Source organism: Nonomuraea sp. NPDC049419 (assembly GCF_040676995.1).
Lineage (GTDB): Bacteria > Actinomycetota > Actinomycetes > Streptosporangiales > Streptosporangiaceae > Nonomuraea > Nonomuraea salmonea.
In genome coordinates, this window is the sequence record NZ_JBFAQB010000024.1 from 118,633 (window position 1) to 138,872 (window position 20,240).

The following is a 20,240-nucleotide window of genomic DNA, read 5'->3' on the forward strand; positions in this document are numbered from 1 at the left end:
GTCAGACTGCCGGTATGACGCACATCCACGACGAGGACCCGGCCTGCGACGTCGCCCACGGCGCGAGCCCCGCGGCGGAGGCCGGCCGGACGCTGGTCGCCGTCTTCGCCTCTCCCGTGGCCGGGCATCTGCTGCGGTTCGGCGACGAGCTGGGCTTCCGTACGGTGCTCTTCGAGCCCGACCCGGGGCGGCATCCCGGCGACCGTCCCGCGGTGGCCCGGCTGGACGACGTCATCGACGCCACCTGCGACGTCGTGCTCACCGACCACCACCGCGACGAGATCGGGCCCGTGCTGCGCGACCTGCTCAAGTCTCCGGCCCGATGGATCGGGATCATGGGCAGCCCACGCCATGAGGGCCCGCACGTACGGGCGCTGACCGAGCTGGGCGTGGCGCCGCAGGAGATCGCCAGGGTGCACAGGCCGATCGGGCTCAACATCGGCTCGCGCACCCCTCCCGAGATCGCCCTGGCGACCGTGGCGGGGCTGATCGCCGACCGCAACGGCCGCCCTGGCGGCTTCACCTTCTGACTTCTGGACGCCGGCGGCGGCCCTCACTCCGACAGGGCCGTGCGCAGCTGGGTCAGCACGGCCCGCAGGATGCGGGAGACGTGCATCTGGGAGATGCCGAACTCTTTGGCGATCTCCGACTGCGTCATGTTGCCGTAGAAGCGCATGAGCAGGATGTTCTTCTCGCGGGCCGGCAGGGCGTCGATGAGCGGCTTGACCGCGTGCTTGTCGAGCAGGGTGTTGAGCGACTCGTCCTGCGCGGGCAGGAAGTCGCTCAGCTCGGCCGCGTCGTCGTCGCCGCTGTTGACGGGGGCGTCCAGCGAGAGCGTGCTGTACGCGGTGGAGGCCTCCAGCGCGAGCAGGACGTCCTCCTCCGAGATGCCCATCTTCGCGGCCAGCTCGGCCACGGTCGGGGAGTGGCCCAGGGTCTGGGTCAGCTCGGCGGTCGCCTTGTTGAGCTCGATGCGCCGCTCCTGGTAGACCCGCGGCACCCTGATCGCCCACGTACGGTCGCGGAAGTGGCGCTTGACCTCGCCCATCATCGTGATCATGGCGTAGCCCCTGAACTCGTGGCCGAGCTCGGGGTCGTAACCGTTGACGGCCTTCATCAGGCCCACGTACGCGGCCTGGCGCAGGTCCTCCATCGGCTCACCGCGGTAGCGGTAGCGGCGGGTGACCTCGTTGACCAGTCCCTCGTGCATCTCCACCAGGCGCTCGCGGATGCGGACGGCGTGCAGTTCGGAGATCTGGGGGTCGGCCAGCTCGACGAGGAGCTCTTCGGCGGTGAACTGCTCGAGTGCGGGGTTCAGGACGGGCATCTGCTGCTCCAGAAGGTGCGGCGGCCTCGCCTGAGAACACAAAAAGCCCAGGCAGAGGCACGCTGAGTTTCGCGTGTGACGAAGCCCTCTGCTGGACTTCGAGATCAAGGATGCCCGCAAATCCCCCGCTAATCACCCAAAGTTGATAACGAAAAGGTCACGACTAGGTCTCTGTCGAGGCTCGACTGGCTGGGAGCGAGGTGGGCGGCCGGTGCCGAGCGGGAGCGGGGCGGCTCGGGTGGATGTCGGGCGCGAGGGCGCGGGCGGGCGTGCGGACGCCCTGGCGTGGGGGGTTTGGCGCCGCCCCCTTCCCGTGCGTGAGCAGAGGGGCGGCGCCGCACGGTGTTGTTCCCTGAAGCACCAAGGCTCACACCAGCCACGCCCGCTTATTGACAAGATTTTCGCCAAGAAGTGAATGATCTTGGTTGAAATGCCCGGAATATCCCAGAATGGCGACCCTTCAAGAGCCCTCGCGAGGAAAGCGAAAGAAATTCATAAACGCTGCCGCAGGCCATATGGAATGGCGGGGAATGTGAATGACATTCGACGATGATGCATTCCCTGGGATCGGCGTTGAAGAAATGCCGTTAAGGGGTCCACGCCATTTGCAGGGATGCTACGGTTTGTACCTGATCCCGTGCGGACAGTACCGCGCGGCACATCCGAGATGAAGGCTTGCCGTCCCCCGCATCGGCAGGTCGATGCGCCTGCGGTGCCTGGCCGTCAACACCCCACGAGGACCTGATTGATGTCAGTACACGCCTCCAAACGCCCGCGGTTCCAGACCTCGCCCATGGGGCGGGCCCTGCTGTACTTTCTCGCGGCGGCGCTCATTTCCAGCACCGCCTGCGGCTGGCTCATCACCCGGATCCCCGCGGAAGGCAGGACGCTCGTGGGGGTGGGCAGTGGCGGCGCCGTCGCGCTGTTCTCGATCGCGGTCGCGGTCGCCGCCTATTGCGCGACGACCGCACGCGAGTCGCGCGACCGGCTGCGCCGTACCGACGCCGCCACGAGCCTGCTGCAGGAGGAGCTGAAACGCCTGACGCACGAGATCCTGCCCGCGCTCGGCCACCGCATCAGGAACGGCGCGACCGTGCCAGGCGTGCTCGCCGAGATGGGCCAGCCGTCCCACCCGGCCACCCAGGCGCTGGTGCAGTCGCTGGCGCAGACCGTCGAGGGAGAGCGGCAGCGGCGGGCCGCCGCCGTGGCCGCCTGCACCGCCATGGAGGCCGAGCTGGGCAGGCTGGCGGACGAGCAGCTGCCCGCCCTGCTCGCCCGGCTGCACGCGGGCAAGGGCGTGGGCGAGCCGGCGCTGCCCGACGAGCTGCAGCCCAGCCAGAAGGCGGTGCAGCGGCTGTGGGAGGAGATCGCCCGCGAGCTGGAGGACGGCAACCGCCAGGGCGCCGCCGCGATGGCGTCCTGCGCCGAGGCAGCCGCCCGCATCCAGGCCCAGGTGACCGGCCTGCTGGGCCGGCTGCGCGAGCTGGAGGACGAGTACGGCGAGCACGAGGCCGTCTTCGCCCACCTGCTGGAGATGGACCACCGCATCTCCCAGATGGGCCGCCTGGCCGACAACATCGCGCTGCTGAGCGGCGGCCGTTCCGGGCGCCGCTGGACCAAGCCCATCTCCATGGAGAGCGTGCTGCGCGGCGCGGCCGGCCGCATCGGCGCCTTCCGCCGCGTCCAGCTCCACTCCACCAGCACCGCCGCGGTCGTCGGCTACGCCGCCGAGGGCGTCATCCACGCGCTCGCCGAGCTGATCGACAACGCCGCCAAGTTCTCGCCGCCCGGCACCGCCGTGCACGTGTACGTCGAGGAGGAGGACGCCGGCGTGGTGGTCACCATCGAGGACAGCGGCCTCGGCATGCGCACCCGCGAGCGCCGCCTGGCCGAGAGCCTGATCAGCCGCCCCCTCGACCTGACCACGCTGTCGGGCACCCGGCTCGGCCTGGCCGTGGTGGGCCGCCTGGCCGGCAAATACGGACTGACGGTCAGCTTCCGTCCCTCGGCCAGGGGTGGCATCGGCGTGGTTGTCCTGATCGCCCGCCAGCTCGTCGTCTACCCGCCGGTCGACGACGACGCGCCGGGCCGCCTCGATTCGCGCGCCGAAGAGCCCGCGACCGCCCGGCACGCCGCGCCGCCGCCCGGCGAGGGGCCGGACGCGTACCTGCCGAAGAGGCCGCGCGGCGGCACCCTCGCCACCGCGCAGCCGCTGCCCGCCCAGCCGACGGCGCGGATGCGCGACCCGCAGGCCGCCGCCGACCGGCTGGCCGCCTTCCGCAGGCAGCGGACGTCCCCGGCGGACGACGACCTGACGTGACGACCCGCAGTGCCGGGCCCACCACCCTCACCTCTTCCCCGCAGCCGCGATCACCGATGGGAGGCAAGGGGCACGCCCGCGAGCCCCGCCGTACCTATGAGCTCCAGAGATTCCTTGAGTGCCGCCGAGCACGACCTCGGCTGGTTCCTGGGCGACCTGCGCGACAACACCCCAGGGATCAGGCACGTGCTGGTGCTGTCGCGCGACGGGCTGGCGATGTCCGGCGCGCCCGGCCTCCATCCCGACCAGGCCGACCAGCTCGCAGCCATCGCCGCCGGCATCCAGAGCCTCGGGCTGGCCGCCTCGGGCGAGTTCGGCGACCGCAGCGGGTTCGGGCAGGCGCTGCTGGAGTTCGGCGGCGGCATGCTCGTGGTCGTGCCGGCCGGTGAGGGGGCGCACCTCGCCGTGGTGGCGAGCGACGACGCCGACGTCGGCGTCGTCGCGCACAACATGAACGAGGTGGTCGAGCAGATCGGCCGGCTGCTCACCGCGCCGCCGCGCGAGCCCGCGCACAAGGGCGGTCACGCATGACCGGACGCCGCCCGCCCGGGCGCGGGCGCGCGCTGGACAAGGAGATCCCCGACCGGCTCTACACCATCACCGGAGGCCGCGCGCACGCGGGCACCGACGCGTTCGACACGGTCACCCTCATCGTCGCCGAAGGCGATCCCCGGCCCGGGATGCAGTCGGAGCACGTGCGGATCCTGCGGATGGCCCGGCGGCCGGTGGCCGTGGTGGAGATCTCCGCCCGGCTCGCCCTGCCGGTCAGCGTGGTGAAGATCCTGCTGTGCGACCTGCTGGACAACGGCCGGATCACCGCCCGTCACCCGGTCGCGGCGCGGGCCTCGGTCCCCGACATCGCAACCCTGGAGCAGGTGCTCATTGGACTCCGCAACCTTTGACGAGCCGGGCACATCGCTGCCGGCCACCGCGACCGACGCGTTCAAGATCGTGATCGTCGGCGGGTTCGGCGTGGGCAAGACCACCATGGTCGGCGCCGTGAGCGAGATCAGGCCGCTCAGCACCGAGGAGATCATGACGCAGGCCGCGGCCGGCATCGACGACATCAGCCGGGTCACCGGCAAGCGCTCCACCACGGTGGCCTTCGACTTCGGCCGCATCACGCTCGACGCGCACCGGGTGCTCTACCTGTTCGGCGCGCCCGGCCAGCAGCGGTTCTGGTTCCTGTGGGACCAGCTGTTCAGCGGCAGCCTGGGTGCGGTCGTGCTGGCCGACACCCGCCGGCTGGAGGACTCGTGGTACTCCATCGACCGGCTCGAAGCCCACCGCGCCCCGTTCGTGGTGGCCGTCAACCGGTTCGGGCCGGGCCCGGGGCTCGACCGCATCCGCGACGCGCTGACGCTGCCCGCCGAGGTGCCGCTGCTCGACTGCGACGCCCGCGACCGCGAATCGTGCAAGAACGTCCTGATCACCCTCGTCCGGCACCTGCTGTGCCTGCATGCCCCATCGCCGAGAAAGAGCACGCCGTGACCGACCTTTCCCCGCCCGAGCATTACCCGTCCACCGGCCACAGCGCCGACCCGGTGCTCGCCGCCGGCTACCCCGAGCACGCCGACGCCGTGCGGCTGTACGGGCCGGCCGTCGCCGAGGACCCCGGCACGCTCTACCAGCAGCTGCGCCGGCAGGGCAGCGTCGTGCCGGTGCTGCTCGACGGCGACCTGCCGGCCTGGTTCGTGCTGGGCTACCGGGAGGTGCACCACATCACGGCCAACCCGCAGTGGTTCGGCCGCGACTGCCGCCGCTGGAACATCTACGACCGGCTGCCCGCCGACTGGCCGCTGATGCCGTACGTCGGCTGGACCCCCTCGGTCATGTACGCCGAGGGCGGCGAGCACCAGCGGCGGGCCGGCGCCATCGGCGACGCGCTCGACGCGGTCAACCGCATCGACCTGATCGCCACCTGCGAGCAGGTCGCCGACCGGCTGATCGACGCCTTCGCCGGCGACGGCCGCGCCGACCTGATCACCCAGTACGCCTACCAGATCCCCGCCCGCATCGTGGCCCGCCTGTACGGCCTGCCCGACGGCGACATCCCCGCGCTCGTGCAGGACGTCTTCGACTCCCTCGACGTCGGCGACAACGCCGTCACCGCCCACCAGCGCCTGCACGCCAGGATGGCGCAGCTCGTCGCCGACAAGCACGCCCGCCCGGGCCCCGACGTGCCGTCGGCGCTGCTCGCCCACCCGGCCCGGCTGTCGGACGACGAGATCGTCATCGACCTGCTGGTGGTGATGGCCGCCGCGCAGGCGCCCACCAGCAACTGGATCGGCAACACGCTGCGGCTGATGCTGGTCGACGACGAGTTCTCGGTCACGCTGCAGGGCGGGCGCAGCAGCGCCGCGCAGGCGCTCAACGAGGTGCTGTGGAAGGACACCCCCACCCAGAACTTCATCGGCCGCTGGGCGGTGCAGGACTGCAACCTCGGCGGGCGCCGCATCCGCAAGGGCGACCTGCTGGTGCTCGGCTTCTCGGCGGCCAACACCGACCCGAACGTGCAGCCGGGCACCCACAGCGACTCCAGCACCAACCGGGCGCACATGTCGTTCGGGCACGGCGAGCACGGCTGCCCGTTCCCGGCGCCGGAGCTGGCCGAGATCATCGCGCGGACGGCCGTGGAGGTGCTGCTGGACCGGCTGCCCGACGTGACGCTGGCGGTGGCGGCCAAGGACCTGCGGTGGCGGCCGTCGCTGTGGATGCGCGGGCTGTTCGGGCTGCCGGTGGTGTTCACGCCGACGTTGCCGCTGGTGCCTGCGGCGGCCGGGCGGCGCGGCGCGTAGCACCGCCCGGCGCCGCGATGATCAGGCGGCGCGCCCGTCAGGCGGCGGGGGTGAAGCGGACCCGCAGCGAGGCCGGGCCGCGGGTGAAGACGCCCTGCTCGCCCGGCTCGGAGTCGTCGGCGAGCCGCAGGTCGGGCATGGCGTCGAGGAGCTGGTTCGCCGCCACCTCGACCTCGGTCTTGGCCAGCAGCGCGCCCACGCAGAAGTGCCTCCCCAAGGCGAACGCCAGGTGCGTGGCAGCGGCCGAGAACGCGGTCGACTCGTCCAGCTCGCGGCGGAAGATGTCGAACGCGTCGGGGTCGGCGTAGTGCTCCTCGTCCCGGTTGGCGGCGCCGATCAGGCACGTCACCGTGCTGCCCGCGGGTACCACCCCGCCGCTCAGCTTCACGTCCTGGGCCGGCTGCCGCATGATCATGTGGACCGGCGGCGAGTGACGCAGCGTCTCGGCGAACGCCCGCGCGATCAGGCTCCGGTCGCGCCGCACGGCTTCGAGCTGGTCGGGGTGGCGTAGCAGCTGCGCGAACAGGCTGGCGATGCCCTTGTCGGTGGTCTCGCCGCCGGCGGTCAGCAGCAGGCTGCAGAACGCCTTGATGTCCTCGTCGCTCATCCTGGTGCCGTCGATCTCCGCCCGGCACAGCGTGGACAGCAGGTCGTCGCCCAGCTGGGAGCGCCGCTGCCGGACGATCGGGATCAGGTACGCGGCGAACTCCGCACGGGTGCGCAGCCCCCGCTCGGTGACGCCGGGATCCTGGCTGAGGTTGCCGAGGAAGGCGATGATCGAGGTGTACCAGGCGTGGAAGCGGTCGTGGTCGGCCTTGTCGAGGCCGAGCATGTCGACGATGACGTTGATGGGGAAGCGGGTGGCGAACTGCGCCACCAGGTCCGCCTCGCCCGCGTGCCGGAAGCCGTCGATGAGCTCGCGCGCGTTGCGCTCGATGACCGGCAGGAACGTGCGCCGCAGCTCGGCGCCGCGGAACGCGGGCACCACCAGCGCCCGGCGCACCGCGTGCTCGCGGCCGCTCATCTGCAGGAACGTGCGCCCGTGTACGGGCTCCAGCTGCCAGTCGTAGTTGGCGGTGGTGAACACCTCGTCCTTGAAGGCACGCTCGACGTCCTCGTATCTCGAGATGATGTAGCTCTGCATCCCTTCGTGCCACAGCAGTGGCGCCTCGTTCCGCAGGACGCGGTAGGCGGAGTACGGGTCGGCCATGAACTCCGTGGAGAGGATGTCGGGCGTGTTGACAGGCGCGGTCATGACGCTCCCTCGCTACGCGGTCGTTACCGGCAGGGCCGCCCTTTACCCTAGGTCGCGGCCCCCGTACGGTACAGAGTCCCCGGGGTGACTCAGGCGCCGAGTTCGAGGTCCTGCCTGATCGCCTCGCCCGCCGCGCGATGCTCGGCCGCGGCGGCCGGGTCGCTGTCGGCCAGCACCGCCGCGATGCCCTCGTGGGCCAGCGCCTCCTTGTGCCGGTGGCCCATCCGCGCGGCCAGGTCGAGCGCCTGGCGGTGCAGCCGCAGCGCCTCGCCGGGCAGCCCGGCCTGCCGGCAGGTCTCGCCGTACCCGTCGAGGAAGTGCACCTTCCACTGCTCCTCGAACAGCTCGTCCAGCAGCGCGAACGCCTGCCGGTGGCTGGCCAGCGCCTCCTCGTGGCGTCCCATGCGGCGCAGCGCGACGCCCAGGCAGTTGAGGCACCACGCCTCGTTGTGCCGGTGACCGTCGCCGCGGGCCAGGTCGAGCGCGCGGCGCAGGTGCTCGGCGGCCTCGTCGGGCCGCTCGTCGGCCAGGGCCATGCCGAGCGTGATCAGCGCGGTCAGCCCGGCCGGCCAGGCGGGGTCGTCGTAGGCGACCGCCAGCACCTCGCGGGCCCGCCTCGCGGCCTCCTCGCGGTGGCCGAGCTGGAGCATCGCCCACGCCTCGTACGCGGTGGCGTGCGCCGCGCCCTCCGCGCAGCCGGCCCGCTCGTACAGCTCGCGGGCCTGGCCGAACAGCGTGAGCGGCGGGTCGCCCCTGCCGTCCTCCCAGCTCAGGTAGCCGCGGCGCATGAGCAGGTCGGCCTGGGAGCGCAGGTCGCCCGCCTGGGCCACCAGGGGCGCCGCCGCCTCGTACGCGGCCGCCGACTCGGCCATCCGGCCCGCGTTGTAGCGGGCGAAGCCCAGGTCGCTGTGCGCCTCGGCGAGCTGCCACGGGTCGCCCAGCCGCTCGGCGGCCGGCACCGCCCGCTCGAACAGCAGGTTGAGGTGGGTCGTGCCGCAGCGGCGGGCGAAGAACGCGCGCATGAAGCGCGGCAGCTCGCAGGCGTGGGCGTCGGCGCCGGTGGCGATCGCCAGCTCGAAGGCGCCCATCAGGTTGGGGTACTCGGTGGTGAACCAGGCGAGCGCGGCGTGCTTGCCGGTGAGGCGGGGCAGCGCGGCCGGGGGCGGGCCCGCGGTGGCGGGGCGGCTGCCGGAGGCGTACGGCATGGCCGCGTCGGCGGCGGCGGCCGCGTGCACGTAGTAGTCGAGCAGCCGGCGCAGCGCCTGCTGCCGGTCGGTGGGGGAGTCCTGCTCCTCGCAGGCCCGGCGTGCGTGCTGGTGCACCAGGTCGTGCAGGGTGTAGCGGCCTGCGGAGGGCTGCTGGACGAGGTGGGCGTCCAGCAGGTCCTCCAGCATCGTGCGGGCGTCGCGCAGCGGGAGGCCGGACAGCGCGGCGGCCACGTACTCGTCGAAGGACGACCCGGACAGCAGGCCGAGCAGCCGGAACAGCCGGCGCTGTGCCCGGTCGAGCTGGCGTACGGACATCGCGAGCGCGGTGTCGAACTCGCTGCCGCCCTCCGCCAGGCGCTCGGCCAGCACCCCCACCGTCCAGCCTGGACGGTGCCGCAGCCGCGCGCCGGCCAGCCGCAGCGCCAGCGGCAGGTGCCCGCACATGCGCAGCACCTCGGCCGCCGACTCGGGGTCGCGCGCCAGCCGCCCGCCGGGACCCGCCGGGTCGCCGCTGGCGCGGGCCAGCAGCTCGGCGCTCTCCTCAGGCGTCAGCACGCCGAGCGAGACCGGCGGCACCTCCTCCAGGCCCAGCAGCCGGTTGCGGCTGGTGACCAGCGCGACGGACGGGCCCGCGCCCGGCAGCAGCGGGCGTACCTGCTCGGCGTCGGCGGCGTTGTCGAGCACCACGACCGCGCGCAGCCCGGCCAGCTCGGCCCGCCAGCAGGCGGCCAGCGGCTCGATGCCGCCCTCTTGCGGGATCTTCTCTGAGGCGACGCCGAGCGCGGACAGCAGCGTGCGCAGCGCGGGGTCGGGGCCGAGCGGCTCGCGGCCTTCGGTGAAGCCGTGCAGGTCGATGTAGAGCTGCGCGTCCGGATAGTCGGCGGCGAGCTGATGCGCGGCGTGCACCGCGAGGCAGGTCTTGCCGACGCCCGCCATGCCGTCGATGGAGACCACCCGGCCGGCCTCCACGGCGGCGAGCACGGCGGCCAGCTGCTCCTGCCGCCCGGTGAAGTCGGGCACGTCGCGCGGCAGGTCGTTGCGCGGCGTCTGCGGGGCGCCGGCGGGCGGTGCGGGCGGCTGCACCTGGCGGGTGGCCTTCGGCGGGGCGGGCAGCGGGCTGGTGGCGCGTTCCCACAGCGGCCGGAGCTGGCGCGGGTCGCGCTTGACCAGCCGGCACAGCTCCACCACGGCGGGCCACGGTGGCACCGACTGGCCGGAGAGGTAGCGCGACAGCGACGAGGAGCTGAGCCCGGTGTCGCGGGCGAGAGCACGCACGCCCCGCTGGGACAGCTCCTGGATGAGCCGCAGCCGGGCGGCCAGCTCGTCCCTGGGGTCCGCCGTCGTCCGCTGATGCACCGTATGACCGCCTTTCTGTCCCATCGCGCGGCAAATCTAGCGGAACGGATCTCCGCAGGCCAACGCCGCCGCGGCTGTCCCACGGTGTCCCACGGGCATCGTGCCGGGACGCCGGTACGGCTGTGATGGAGTCATCGCCCCGGCCGACGGGGCCGGCAACCGGAAAGGAACCATCATGCAGCCCCGAATGAAGAACCCCGCCTTCGTCCTCCCCGGCGCGACCGACGGCATCCAGGCGCTGTTCAAGGCCGTGCACTCGGGCGGCGTCGACGCGACCACGCTGGAGCTGGTGCACCTGCGGGCCAGCCAGATCAACGGGTGCAGCGCCTGCGTCGACGCCGGCGTGAAGACCGCCCGCAAGGCAGGCGTGGACGAGGACCGGCTGGCCACGGTCGCCGCCTGGCGGGAGGCGCCGTACTTCACCGACGAGGAGCGGGCCGCGCTCGCGCTGGCCGAGGCCGCCACGCGGCTGGCGGACCGGGCCGACGGGGTAAGCGACGAGGTCTGGGACCGCGCCGCCACCTACTTCGACGAGCAGCAGCTCGCCGCGATCATCCTGATGGTCGGCGTCACCAACCTGTTCAACCGGCTCAACGCGAGCACCCGCCAGATCGCGGGCGCGTGGGGCTGAGCCTCCATACTGTCTCTCACTTCTCATATCTGTTCAGAAAGGACCCCTTGTCATGGCCACCAAGAGCACCACGAGCTACGAAGGCTTCACCGAGGAAGAGCGCGCCGCGATGAAGGAGCACGCGCAGGAGCTGAAGAAGGCGGCGCGGCGCGGCTCGAAGGCCAAGGCCGACGGCGAGGCCGACGTGCTCGCCAAGATCGCCGAGTTCCCCGAGGGCGACAGGGAGCTGGCCGAGCGCATCCACGCCATCGTCAAGGAGAACGCGCCGCACCTGACCTCCAAGCTCTGGTACGGCCAGCCCGCCTACGCCAGGGACGGCAAGGTCGTCTGCTTCTTCCAGCCCTCGTCGAAGTTCAAGACCCGCTACTCGACCCTCGGCTTCAACGACGCCGCGAGCCTCGACGACGGCGTCATGTGGCCCTCTGCCTACGCGCTGACGGGGCTCGACGCCGGCACTGAGGAGCGGATCGCCGAGCTCATCCGGCGCGCGGCCGGCTGACCGCCCCGCGAGCGGCCCGGCTCGTGCGGAGCCGGGCGCCGCTCCGCCGGCGGCGTCTCGAAGGCTTCCGGCCGGTGGGCGGCTACGGCTCCTGGCGAGCCTTGGCCCGCAGGCCGTCGAGGACGACCGTGGTGAGCGGGTCGTCGAGGCGCGAGGCGGGGCGGCAGACGGTGGTGTACAGCACGTCCACGACCTGCTCGGGGGTGAGGTCGCGGCGCACCGAGCCTTCCTGCTGCGCCCGCCCGGCGATCTCCGCCAGCAGCTCGCTGACCTCGTCCCAGAGCTTCGCGCAGGACGGCGGCACCGGCGCCGACCCGGCGAGCGACGCGATCAGTGCCAGCGGCTGCCAGGCGCAGTAGTTCATCACGTCGAGCAGCAGCGCCCAGTACGTCTCCGGCTGCTCCTCCAGCCGGCTGCGGATGTGCGTCCGCAGGCCCTCCAGCGTGATCTCCGCCAGCTCCTCCACCATGGCCCGGCGGTCGGGGAAGTGGCGGTAGAGGGTGCCGACGCCCAAGCCGGCGGTCTGGGCGATCTCCTCCATCGAGACGCCGGGCCCGCGCTCGGTGAACAGTTCGAGCGCCGTCATCAGGATGCGCTCGCGGTTGCGCCGCGCATCGGCCCGCATCATCCGTCCATCCCCTTAACGTGAATCCTGGATTCAGGTTAGTGTACCGTACAAGAACGGAACCGGAATCTCCTCTTCACGTTAGGAAGGCCAACATGAAACTGGGCATCGCCCTGGCCACCGGCGGCGCGGACCTGGACACCCTGCTGGAGCAGGTGGGCACCGCCCGCAGAGCCGGCTTCGAGAGCGCCTTCTTCAACCAATATGCCTCGCTCGACGCCATCAGCGTGGCGGGCCTGGCCGGCCGGCTGAACCCCGGCATGGAGGTGGGCACCGGCGTGGCCATCACCTACGCCAGGCACCCGTACGCGATGGCGGAGCAGGCCCTCGCCGCGAACGCCATCAGCGGCGGCACCTTCACCCTCGGCCTCGGCCCGAGCCACCAGCATTTCGTGGAGGCCATGTACGGAGTGCCGTACGAGCGCCCGGCCGTCCACATCCGCGAATACCTCACCGCCCTGCGCCCGCTGCTGCGCGGCGAGCCCGTCGACTTCCAGGGCGAGACGCTGTCGGTCACCGGCCAGATCCCCGCGCCCGGCGCCGAGCCCCCGCCCGTGCTGATCTCCGCGCTCGGCCCCGTGATGCTGCGCGTCGCCGGCGAGCTGGCCGACGGCACGATCCTCACCTGGGTGGGCGCCCCGCTCATCGGCGACTACATCGTGCCCCGCATCACCGCCGCCGCCGAGGCGGCCGGCCGGCCCGCGCCGCGCGTGGTCGCCTCCGCCATGGTCTGCATCACCTCCGACCCCGACCGGGTGCGCGGCGAGATCCAGGCGCAGGTGGGTTTCACCGGCGACTTCGCCGCCTACCGCGCCGTGCTCGACCGGCAGGGCCTGTCGGGCGTGCACGAGCTGCTCATCGCCGGGGACGAGAGCGACGTGGAGAAGGGCGTCGAGAGGTTCGCGTCGGCCGGCGCCACCGACCTGACGATCATCCCGATGGGCACCCCGGAGGAGCAGGCCCGCACCTTCGCGTTCTTCAGCCGCTGACCCCGTCCGCGCGGACGTAGGCTCGCCTCATGGCAGCACCCGGCGTCCGTCGGCACGGCACCTGGGAGGTGGCCGCCCCGGCCCGCGCGATCCCCGGCGTCCTGATGGCGGGCTTCCGCGACCTGGCCGGCGGGACGTTCGAGGAGCGCGTACCGCCAGGTCCCGCCGTCGCGATCGTCATCGACTGCACCGACGGCAGCCTCGAACCCTTGACCGGCAGGGTCGAGGGCGGCATCGTCACGGGCCTGGCGCCGGCGCCGGCCCGCATCGCCGGGCGCGGCGTCGACTGCGTCGAGCTGCAGGTGGACCTCGCGGTCGCGCCCGCCCTGCTCGGGGTGCCGCCCGCCGAGCTCAACGGCGCGCCGATCGACCTCGCCGACGTGTGGGGCCACGAGGCGGCCCTGCTGCGGGCGCGGCTCATCGAGACCCGCTCGTGGGACGAACGCTTCGCGCTGGTCGGCGCGGCGCTCGCCCGGCGCGACCGGACGACGGCCCGCCTCGACCCCGAGGTGGCCGATGCCTGGCGGCGCATCAAGGCCGGTCACGGACAGGTGCCGATCGGCGCGCTGCCCGCCCGCTACGGGTGGAGCCGCACCCGGTTCTGGAGCCGGTTCACGGCGCAGATCGGCGTGCCGCCGAAGCGGGCGGCGATGATCGTCCGCTTCGACCGGGCGCTGCGCAGGCTCGCCACCGCGCGCGGCGTCGCCGAGGTCGCCGCCGAGCTCGGCTACACCGACCAGTCCCACCTGCACCGCGACGTGCTCGCCTTCACCGGCCGCACCCCAGGAGCGATCGCCGCCGACCCGCTCTGGTCGGTCGACGGCACCGCCTACAGGACCGCCTGAACATTCGTGCAAGACGGCCGCACCGCCGCCAGGCCACGCTGCCGTCATGACATCACCGGCGATCCAGGCCAGGGGCCTGGTCAAGAGATTCGGCGCGCACCGGGCGGTGGACGGCATCGACCTGGAGGTGCCGGCGGCGAGCGTGTACGCCGTCCTCGGCCCGAACGGCGCGGGCAAGACGACCACGATCAAGATGATCGCGACGCTCATCAGGCCCGACGGCGGCACCGCCCGCGTGCTCGGCCACGACGTCGTCTCCGAGGCGGCCAGGGTCAGGGAACGGCTCGCGCTCACCGGCCAGTTCGCCTCCCTCGACGAGGACCTGACGGGGCTGGAGAACCTCACCCTGCTCGCCCGCCTGCGCGGCCACCGGGGCAAAGCGGCGAGGAGCCGCGCCGCCGGCCTGCTGGACGCCTTCGACCTGGGCGCGGCGGCCAGGAAGGAGGTCAAGACGTACTCCGGCGGGATGCGGCGCCGCCTCGACATCGCCGCCTCCGTCGTCGTCCGGCCCGGCCTGCTGCTGCTCGACGAGCCGACCACCGGCCTCGACCCGCGCGGCAGGGGCCAGGTGTGGCAGAGCATCAGGGCGCTCGCCGACGCCGGCACCACCGTGCTGCTGACCACGCAGTACCTCGAGGAGGCCGACCAGCTCGCCGGCCGCATCGCCGTCGTGGACCACGGCCGCGTCATCGCCGAGGGCACCAGCGGCCGGCTGAAGGCGCTGGCCGGGTCGGGCGCGCTGCGCGTGCGGGTCGCCGACCCCGCCGACCGCGCGCCGGTCGCCGGCCTGCTCGGCGGGCTGCTGGGGGCCGTACCCGTGCTGGAGGCCGATCCGGTCGCGCTGACGCTGCGGGTGGAGCGGCCGGACGCCGTCGCGCCCGCGCTCGCCGCCGTCGCCGCGCGCGGCTACGCCGTCGGCGAGTACGCGCTCGCCCAGCCCAGCCTGGACGAGGTCTTCCTCGCCCTCACCGGCAGGGCGGCGGACCGGCCCGTTCCTGAGGAGGCGGCGTGATGGGCGGCGGGGGCATCCGTTCGTCCGCAGGCCCCGCGATGAGCGCCGCCGAGCAGGACGCGCGCCTGGTCGCGGCCGTCGTCCGCGACGCGCCGCCGCCGGGCGCCGGGGCCGGGCCCGTCGCGGCCACGCTGGCCTTCACCTGGCGGGCCCTGCTGAAGATCAGGCACGTCCCCGAGCAACTGCTGGACGCGACCCTCTTCCCGATCCTGTTCACGCTCATGTTCACGTACGTCTTCGGCGGCGCCATGGCCGGCTCGCCCGAGGCGTACCTGGCGTACGCGCTGCCCGGGATCCTCGCGCAGACGGTCGTGTTCATGACCATGTACACGGCGGTCACCGTGAACACCGACATCGGGCGGGGCGCCTTCGACCGGTTCCGCGCGCAGCCCGTCTGGCGGCCCGCCCCGCTGGTCGGCGCGCTGCTCGGCGACACCCTGCGCTACGGGCTGGCCGCCGCGCTGGTGCTGGGCGTCGCGGCGGCCATCGGCTACCGGCCGCCGGGCGGGCTCGCGGGCGTCGCGGGAGCCGTCGCGCTGCTGCTGGCGTTCTGCTTCGCGCTGAGCTGGCTGTGGCTGATCATCGGCCTCACCGTGCGCACGCCGGCCGCCGTCATGGGGGCCTCCACGCTGATCCTGTTCCCGCTGACGTTCGTGAGCTCGGCGTTCGCGCCGCCGGACACGATGCCCGGCTGGCTCAGGGGTTTCGTGGCGGTCAACCCGGTGACGCGGCTGGTGGAGGCGGCCCGCGGTCTCCTGGACGGCGCCCCCGACCTCGGTCGGATCGCCTTCGTGCTGGCCGTGTCGGGCGTGCTGACGCTCGCGCTCGCCCCGGTCGCGCTTGCCCTTCACCGAAGAGCGTGACCGGCCGGCCCGCGCACCCCTGAGCCGGCGCGCACCCCTGAGCCGGCGAGCACCGCGGAGGTGACCGGCCGCCTGCGGCCGGGTCAGCCGGCGCGGACCTCGGCCATCACCCGGCGCATGTCGGAGATGGCGGTCAGCGTGCCGCGCAGCGTGCCGGTCACCTTGGAGCGGCCCTTGCGCGGCAGGTAGTCCACCTCCACCTCGCCGATCCGCCACCCGGCCGCCGCCGCGCGCAGCACCATCTCCAGCGGATAGCCGAACCGGCGGTCGGCCAGGCCGAGCGCGAGCAGCGCTGCGCGCCTGGCCGCCCGCATCGGGCCGAGATCGTGCAGCGGCGCGCCGGTGTGCCGGCGCAGGCTGCCCGCCAGGACCGCGTTGCCCAGCCGGGCGTGCGCGGGCCAGGCTCCGGCCGCGCTGGGCACCCGCCGCCCGAGCACGAGATCGGACGAGCCGCCCACCACCGGCGCGGTGACCCGGGACAGCTGGCCCGGGTCGAGGGAGGCGTCGGCGTCCATGAAGCACACCACCTCGGCGGACGCGGCCAGCAGCCCGGCGTGACAGGCCGAGCCGAACCCGCGTACGGGCTCGCGCACCACCTCGGCCCCCAGCTCGGCGGCGATCTGCGGCGAACGGTCGGTCGAGCCGTTGTCCACGACGATCGGACGGAAGCCGCCCGGCATGCGTTCGAGCACCCAGGCGAGCGCGGCCTCCTCGTCGAGGCAGGGCAGGATCACATCGACGGTCACGACTGCGCGAACTCCTTCATCCCGGCGTCGAACCCGATCTCGGCGCGGAACCCCAGCTCGGCGGCGGCCCGCGCGGGCGAGGCGACGATGTGGCGCACGTCGCCCAGCCGGTAGCGGCCGTTGACCTGCGGGTCGGGCCCGCCCCGCTCGGCGGCGAGCGCGGCGGCCATCTCGCCCACGGTGTGCGGGCTGCCGGAGGCGATGTTCCAGGCGCGCAGCGTGCCATCGGGGACGGGCGCGGTGACGGCGGCCAGGTTCGCCCTGGCCACGTCGCGTACGTGCACGAAGTCGCGCTGCTGCCGCCCGTCCTCGAACACCTGCGGTGCCCGCCCCGCCCGCAGCTCGGAGCGGAAGATCGCGGCCACCCCCGCGTAAGGGGTGTCGAGCGGCATGTGCGGCCCGTAGACGTTGTGATATCTGAGCGCCGCCGCGCTGCCGCCGGTCTCCCTGGCCCAGTTGGCGGCCAGGTGCTCCTGGGCGAGCTTGCTGGTGGCGTAGGCGTTGCGCGGGTCGGCCGGGGTGTCCTCGCCGACCTCGGCCCAGGTCAGCGGCTCGCCGCAGTGCGGGCACGGCGGGTCGAAGCGGCCCAGCTCCAGGTCCTCGACCGTGCGCGGGCCCGGCCTGACGACACCGTGGGCGGCGCAGGCGTAGCGGCCCTCGCCGTAGATCACCATGGAGGACGCCAGCACCAGCCGCCTGATGTCGTGCCTGGCCATGGCCGCGAGCAGCACCGCCGTGCCGTACACGTTGATCGAGGCGTAGTCGGGCAGGTCGGAGACGTCCACGCCGAGCCCCACCTTGGCCGCCTGGTGCACCACGACCTCGACGCCCGGCAGCAGCTCGTCGAGTGCGCGCGGGTCGCGTACGTCCGTGCCGTCGATGATGTCCAGGCCGACGACGTCGTGCCCGGCATCCTCCAAGGCGCCGGCGACGTGCCGCCCGATGAAACCGGCCGAGCCGGTGACCATGACTCTCACGCCGCCGACGCTAGCCGTCCGCCACCGTGGCGCAACGGCGCGTAAGGGGTTCGTAAGGGTTCTTACGGACCCGGAACGGCAGCGGCGGTGACGCCCCGGCCCCCGCCGCGGGGTGCCAGGCTGCGGCGCGTGAGTCGAAGCATGCTCGCCGCCGGCGCGGCGCTCGCCGCCCTGGCGGCCGTCCTGGTCGTGACGGTCTCGGGGCCGCCCCGGCTGGGCTGGTACCTGGCCGCGTGGGCGCTGTTCGGAGCCGCGCTGTGGGCGGCGCGGCGCCTGCCGGAGCGGCGGCTCGGCCCGCTGGTCCTGGCCGGGGGGATCGTGCTGGCCGCGACCGGGCTCACCGCTCCGCCGAGCAGCAGCACCGACTCCTTCCGTTACGTCTGGGACGGTCAGGTGCAGGCCGCGGGCATCTCCCCGTACGCCTATCCGCCGTCCGACCCGGCGCTGGCCGGGCTGCGTGACCCCTGGTTGTTCCCGCAGGACTGCGAAGGACTGTATCCGCTGCCCGACGGCGGCTGCACGCGGATCAACCGGCCGACGGTGCCGACCATCTACCCGCCGCTCGCGCAGGGCTACTTCCTGCTCGTCCACTGGCTGTCGCCGGAGGGCGCGGGGCAAAAGCCGCTGCAGGTGGCGGGGTTCCTGCTGGCCGTGGGGGCGCTGGTCGTGCTGCACCGGGTGGCGGGGCCGCGTAGGGCCGCGGCGTGGGCGTGGTGCCCGGCCGTGCCGGTGGAGGCGGTCAACAACGCGCACGTCGACATGCTGGGCGTGCTGCTGGTGGTGCTCGCCTTCAGCGTCGTACGCGGGCGCGGCGCGCTGCTCGGCGCCGCCGTCGCGGCCAAGCTGCTGCCCGTCACCGCACTGCCGGGCGCCCTGGCGGGCTCTCTGGCGGGCTCCCTGAGCCGGCGGCGCGCCCTCACCACGCTCGGGCCCGCCGGGCTGGTGGTGGCGCTGTCGTACGTGCCGTACGTGCTGGCCTCCGGCCCCTCGGTGATCGGCTACCTGCCCGGCTACCTCAAGGAGGAGCGCTACGACGCGGCCGGCGACGGCAACCGCTACGCCGTGCTGCGCCTGCTCCTGCCGGATTCGTGGGCGCCGTACGCGGCGATCGTGCTGCTCGCCGTCGTCGCCCTGCTCGTCCTGCGCCACGGGGACCCCGAGCGGCCGTGGGACGGGGCGCTGCTGGTCAGCGGCGCTTTCCTGCTGCTGCTCACCCCCGGCTACTCCTGGTACGCGCTGCTCGTCGTCGCGCTTGCCGCGATGGCGGGCCGCCTGGAGTGGCTGGGGACGGCACTGGCCGGCGCCATCGCCTACGCCGACGGCCCCGCCGGGTCCGGCGTCCTCACCACCGCCTTCTACACCGCGTCCGCCCTGGCCGTCATGGTCGCCCTGCTCGCCAGGCGGCCCGTCGCAGCCGGGCTCTCAGCGAAGGAATGAGTACCCTGAACCACTCCGACACCCCCCGCGAGCCGCACATCGTGATCATCGCCAAGGAGCCGCTGCCGGGGAAGGTCAAGACCCGGCTGACGCCGCCGTACAGCCAGGAGGAGGCGGCGGCGCTGGCCGAGGCCGCGCTGCGCGACAGCCTGCGCGCCGCGTCGGCGGTGGCCGCCCGGCCGGTCCTGGCGCTCGACGGGCTGCCGGGACGCTGGCTGCCGCCGGACGTCGTGGTGATCCCGCAGCGCGGCGCCGGGCTCGACGAGCGGCTCGCGGCGGCCTTCACCGACGCCCACCGGCTGCGGCCGGGCCCCGTCGTGCTGATCGGCATGGACACCCCGCAGGTCACGCCGGAACTGCTGTGTGAGGCGGCGTACGCGCTGGAGGAGCACGACGCGGTGTACGGGCCGGCGGCCGACGGCGGTTTCTGGCTGCTCGGCCTGCGCGAGCCCGACCCGTCACTGCTGCTGGGCGTGCCCATGTCGCACCCGGAGACCGGCAAGCACCAGCTCGACCGGCTCGACCGCGCGGAGCTGAGCGTGCATCACCTGCCCGAGCTGATCGACGTGGACACCGCGGCCGACGCCGCCGCCGTGGCCGCCGCCGCGCCAGGCTCCGGCTTCGCCGCCACCGTCAGGGAGCTGGGCCGATGATCGGGGACCTGTACGCCGACGCGCTCGCGGGCGAGACGGCCGAGATCGAGTACGTGGACGGCACGCTCGTCCCGCTGGAGGCGGCCCGCTGGTTCCGGCTCATCGACGGCGATGAGGAACTGCTGAGCCGCTGCGACAGTCCCACCCTCGACGTGGGGTCCGGGCCGGGGCGGCTGACGGCGGAGCTGACCAGGCGCGGCATCCGCACGCTCGGCATCGACGTCACGCCGCGCGCGGTCGCGCTGACCCGGCGGGCGGGCGGGTTCGCGCTGCTGCGCGACGTCTTCGACGAGGTGCCCGGCAGCGGGCGGTGGGCGACGGCGCTCCTGGCCGACGGCAACATCGGCATCGGCGGCAACCCCGAGGCGCTGCTGCACCGGCTCAGGCAGCTGCTGCGGCCGGGCGGCACGATTCTGGCCGAGGTCGCGCCGCCCGGCACCCGCAGCAGGGTGGACCGGCTGCGGGTGCGGCGGGGTGCGCTGGCGGGGGAGTGGTTCGGCTGGGCCACGGTGTCGGCCAACGACGTGCGCCGCATCGCGCTGGCGGCCGGCTTCTCCGGCGCCGAGTGCTGGACGGCGCACGGGCGGTGGCTGGCCCGCGTCTCCTAGGCCGTGTTTCGAAAGATCACGTGTGAGGCGTGTCGGTGATCGTTGAACGAAGAGGTCTCCGGTAGTTGGTTCAACGACCAAGAAGAACGAA

21 protein-coding genes are annotated in these 20,240 nt (G+C 73.4%); 15 read left to right on the plus strand and 6 right to left on the minus strand.

Going from position 1 to position 20,240, the window contains the following annotated elements; translation table 11 throughout:
- Nucleotides 1-14 precede the first annotated feature (14 nt).
- Nucleotides 15-530 (plus strand): XdhC family protein, encoded by a 516-nt coding sequence (locus tag AB0K12_RS42250; protein WP_364573837.1) that lies wholly within the window; start codon nt 15-17, stop codon nt 528-530.
- 23 nt (nt 531-553) lie between these two features.
- Here AB0K12_RS42250 and AB0K12_RS42255 read toward each other — a convergent pair whose 3' ends face one another.
- On the minus strand, nt 554-1,327 hold the full coding sequence (locus AB0K12_RS42255; protein WP_364573839.1) for a SigB/SigF/SigG family RNA polymerase sigma factor: 774 nt from the start codon (nt 1,325-1,327) through the stop codon (nt 554-556).
- A gap of 748 nt (nt 1,328-2,075) precedes the next feature.
- Here AB0K12_RS42255 and AB0K12_RS42260 point away from each other — a divergent pair.
- The 5 genes from AB0K12_RS42260 (at nt 2,076) to AB0K12_RS42280 (ending at nt 6,445) form a co-directional block, all read left to right on the plus strand.
- A complete protein-coding gene (locus AB0K12_RS42260; protein ID WP_364573841.1) occupies nt 2,076-3,647 on the plus strand; it encodes an ATP-binding protein in 1,572 nt (523 codons plus the stop codon).
- A 114-nt stretch (nt 3,648-3,761) separates the two neighbouring features.
- Nucleotides 3,762-4,178 (plus strand): roadblock/LC7 domain-containing protein, encoded by a 417-nt coding sequence (locus AB0K12_RS42265; protein ID WP_364573843.1) that lies wholly within the window; start codon nt 3,762-3,764, stop codon nt 4,176-4,178.
- Nucleotides 4,175-4,549: a DUF742 domain-containing protein gene (locus AB0K12_RS42270; RefSeq protein WP_364573845.1), complete on the plus strand. Its 375-nt coding sequence runs from the start codon at nt 4,175-4,177 to the stop codon at nt 4,547-4,549. The genes AB0K12_RS42265 and AB0K12_RS42270 overlap by 4 nt, the downstream gene beginning before the upstream one ends.
- On the plus strand, nt 4,530-5,138 hold the full coding sequence (locus AB0K12_RS42275) for an ATP/GTP-binding protein (RefSeq protein WP_364573847.1): 609 nt from the start codon (nt 4,530-4,532) through the stop codon (nt 5,136-5,138). Before AB0K12_RS42270 ends, AB0K12_RS42275 begins: the two co-directional genes overlap by 20 nt.
- Before the next feature lie 53 nt (nt 5,139-5,191).
- Nucleotides 5,192-6,445, plus strand: coding sequence for a cytochrome P450 (locus AB0K12_RS42280; RefSeq protein WP_364573884.1), 1,254 nt, complete (start codon nt 5,192-5,194; stop codon nt 6,443-6,445).
- Nucleotides 6,446-6,482: 37 nt separating this feature from the next.
- Here the strand turns inward: AB0K12_RS42280 and AB0K12_RS42285 are convergent, their stop codons facing one another.
- A complete protein-coding gene (locus tag AB0K12_RS42285) occupies nt 6,483-7,700 on the minus strand; it encodes a cytochrome P450 (protein WP_364573849.1) in 1,218 nt (405 codons plus the stop codon).
- 89 nt (nt 7,701-7,789) lie between these two features.
- Nucleotides 7,790-10,264: a tetratricopeptide repeat protein gene (locus AB0K12_RS42290; protein WP_364573851.1), complete on the minus strand. Its 2,475-nt coding sequence runs from the start codon at nt 10,262-10,264 to the stop codon at nt 7,790-7,792.
- A 175-nt stretch (nt 10,265-10,439) separates the two neighbouring features.
- On the opposite strand from AB0K12_RS42290, the gene AB0K12_RS42295 reads away from it, so the two are divergent.
- Both AB0K12_RS42295 and AB0K12_RS42300 read left to right on the plus strand, forming a co-directional pair.
- Nucleotides 10,440-10,895, plus strand: a complete 456-nt coding sequence (locus tag AB0K12_RS42295; RefSeq protein ID WP_364573853.1) for a carboxymuconolactone decarboxylase family protein — start codon at nt 10,440-10,442, stop codon at nt 10,893-10,895.
- 52 nt (nt 10,896-10,947) lie between these two features.
- The gene (locus AB0K12_RS42300; RefSeq protein ID WP_355431140.1) at nt 10,948-11,394 is read left to right on the plus strand and encodes a DUF1801 domain-containing protein; all 447 of its coding nucleotides are present in this window, start codon (nt 10,948-10,950) and stop codon (nt 11,392-11,394) included.
- 82 nt (nt 11,395-11,476) lie between these two features.
- Here the strand turns inward: AB0K12_RS42300 and AB0K12_RS42305 are convergent, their stop codons facing one another.
- A complete protein-coding gene (locus tag AB0K12_RS42305; protein ID WP_364573856.1) occupies nt 11,477-12,022 on the minus strand; it encodes a TetR/AcrR family transcriptional regulator in 546 nt (181 codons plus the stop codon).
- Between the two features lie 92 nt (nt 12,023-12,114).
- On the opposite strand from AB0K12_RS42305, the gene AB0K12_RS42310 reads away from it, so the two are divergent.
- From AB0K12_RS42310 to AB0K12_RS42325, 4 genes are read left to right on the plus strand one after another with little or no spacing between them, the layout of a single operon-like run.
- The gene (locus AB0K12_RS42310; RefSeq protein WP_364573858.1) at nt 12,115-13,008 is read left to right on the plus strand and encodes a TIGR03564 family F420-dependent LLM class oxidoreductase; all 894 of its coding nucleotides are present in this window, start codon (nt 12,115-12,117) and stop codon (nt 13,006-13,008) included.
- A 29-nt stretch (nt 13,009-13,037) separates the two neighbouring features.
- Entirely contained in the window at nt 13,038-13,853 is an 816-nt protein-coding gene (locus tag AB0K12_RS42315; protein ID WP_364573860.1) for a helix-turn-helix domain-containing protein, read from the plus strand.
- Between the two features lie 46 nt (nt 13,854-13,899).
- Nucleotides 13,900-14,865, plus strand: coding sequence for an ATP-binding cassette domain-containing protein (locus AB0K12_RS42320; protein ID WP_364573862.1), 966 nt, complete (start codon nt 13,900-13,902; stop codon nt 14,863-14,865).
- Nucleotides 14,865-15,728, plus strand: a complete 864-nt coding sequence (locus AB0K12_RS42325; protein WP_364573886.1) for an ABC transporter permease — start codon at nt 14,865-14,867, stop codon at nt 15,726-15,728. The genes AB0K12_RS42320 and AB0K12_RS42325 overlap by 1 nt, the downstream gene beginning before the upstream one ends.
- Nucleotides 15,729-15,811: 83 nt before the next feature.
- On the opposite strand, the gene AB0K12_RS42330 is transcribed toward AB0K12_RS42325, so the two are convergent.
- The gene (locus tag AB0K12_RS42330; protein WP_364573864.1) at nt 15,812-16,474 is read right to left on the minus strand and encodes a glycosyltransferase family 2 protein; all 663 of its coding nucleotides are present in this window, start codon (nt 16,472-16,474) and stop codon (nt 15,812-15,814) included.
- The gene (locus AB0K12_RS42335) at nt 16,471-17,451 is read right to left on the minus strand and encodes an NAD-dependent epimerase/dehydratase family protein (RefSeq protein ID WP_364573866.1); all 981 of its coding nucleotides are present in this window, start codon (nt 17,449-17,451) and stop codon (nt 16,471-16,473) included. Before AB0K12_RS42335 ends, AB0K12_RS42330 begins: the two co-directional genes overlap by 4 nt.
- A 129-nt stretch (nt 17,452-17,580) precedes the next feature.
- Here AB0K12_RS42335 and AB0K12_RS42340 point away from each other — a divergent pair, with 129 nt between their 5' ends.
- Genes AB0K12_RS42340 through AB0K12_RS42350 form a run of 3 tightly spaced genes read left to right on the plus strand, consistent with a single transcriptional unit; the run spans nt 17,581 to nt 20,149 of the window.
- The gene (locus tag AB0K12_RS42340) at nt 17,581-18,888 is read left to right on the plus strand and encodes a hypothetical protein (protein ID WP_364573868.1); all 1,308 of its coding nucleotides are present in this window, start codon (nt 17,581-17,583) and stop codon (nt 18,886-18,888) included.
- Nucleotides 18,885-19,541 (plus strand): TIGR04282 family arsenosugar biosynthesis glycosyltransferase, encoded by a 657-nt coding sequence (locus tag AB0K12_RS42345; protein ID WP_364573870.1) that lies wholly within the window; start codon nt 18,885-18,887, stop codon nt 19,539-19,541. Before AB0K12_RS42340 ends, AB0K12_RS42345 begins: the two co-directional genes overlap by 4 nt.
- Nucleotides 19,538-20,149 carry a methyltransferase domain-containing protein gene (locus AB0K12_RS42350; protein ID WP_364573872.1) on the plus strand — a complete coding sequence of 204 codons (612 nt, stop codon included), beginning with the start codon at nt 19,538-19,540 and terminating at the stop codon, nt 20,147-20,149. Before AB0K12_RS42345 ends, AB0K12_RS42350 begins: the two co-directional genes overlap by 4 nt.
- Nucleotides 20,150-20,240 lie beyond the last annotated feature (91 nt).

Excerpts from the sequence above, each read along its gene's own strand:
- AB0K12_RS42250 (WP_364573837.1), top strand. The coding sequence starts at position 15 with ATGACGCACATCCACGACGAGGACCCGGCCTGCGACGTCGCCCACGGC.
- AB0K12_RS42315 (WP_364573860.1), top strand. The coding sequence starts at position 13,038 with ATGGCAGCACCCGGCGTCCGTCGGCACGGCACCTGGGAGGTGGCCGCC.
- AB0K12_RS42270 (WP_364573845.1), top strand. The coding sequence starts at position 4,175 with ATGACCGGACGCCGCCCGCCCGGGCGCGGGCGCGCGCTGGACAAGGAG.
- AB0K12_RS42285 (WP_364573849.1), bottom strand. The coding sequence starts at position 7,700 with ATGACCGCGCCTGTCAACACGCCCGACATCCTCTCCACGGAGTTCATG.
- AB0K12_RS42345 (WP_364573870.1), top strand. The coding sequence starts at position 18,885 with ATGAGTACCCTGAACCACTCCGACACCCCCCGCGAGCCGCACATCGTG.
- AB0K12_RS42300 (WP_355431140.1), top strand. The coding sequence starts at position 10,948 with ATGGCCACCAAGAGCACCACGAGCTACGAAGGCTTCACCGAGGAAGAG.
- AB0K12_RS42255 (WP_364573839.1), bottom strand. The coding sequence starts at position 1,327 with ATGCCCGTCCTGAACCCCGCACTCGAGCAGTTCACCGCCGAAGAGCTC.
- AB0K12_RS42310 (WP_364573858.1), top strand. The coding sequence starts at position 12,115 with ATGAAACTGGGCATCGCCCTGGCCACCGGCGGCGCGGACCTGGACACC.
- AB0K12_RS42305 (WP_364573856.1), bottom strand. The coding sequence starts at position 12,022 with ATGATGCGGGCCGATGCGCGGCGCAACCGCGAGCGCATCCTGATGACG.
- AB0K12_RS42260 (WP_364573841.1), top strand. The coding sequence starts at position 2,076 with ATGTCAGTACACGCCTCCAAACGCCCGCGGTTCCAGACCTCGCCCATG.
- AB0K12_RS42350 (WP_364573872.1), top strand. The coding sequence starts at position 19,538 with ATGATCGGGGACCTGTACGCCGACGCGCTCGCGGGCGAGACGGCCGAG.
- AB0K12_RS42320 (WP_364573862.1), top strand. The coding sequence starts at position 13,900 with ATGACATCACCGGCGATCCAGGCCAGGGGCCTGGTCAAGAGATTCGGC.
- AB0K12_RS42295 (WP_364573853.1), top strand. The coding sequence starts at position 10,440 with ATGCAGCCCCGAATGAAGAACCCCGCCTTCGTCCTCCCCGGCGCGACC.
- AB0K12_RS42325 (WP_364573886.1), top strand. The coding sequence starts at position 14,865 with ATGGGCGGCGGGGGCATCCGTTCGTCCGCAGGCCCCGCGATGAGCGCC.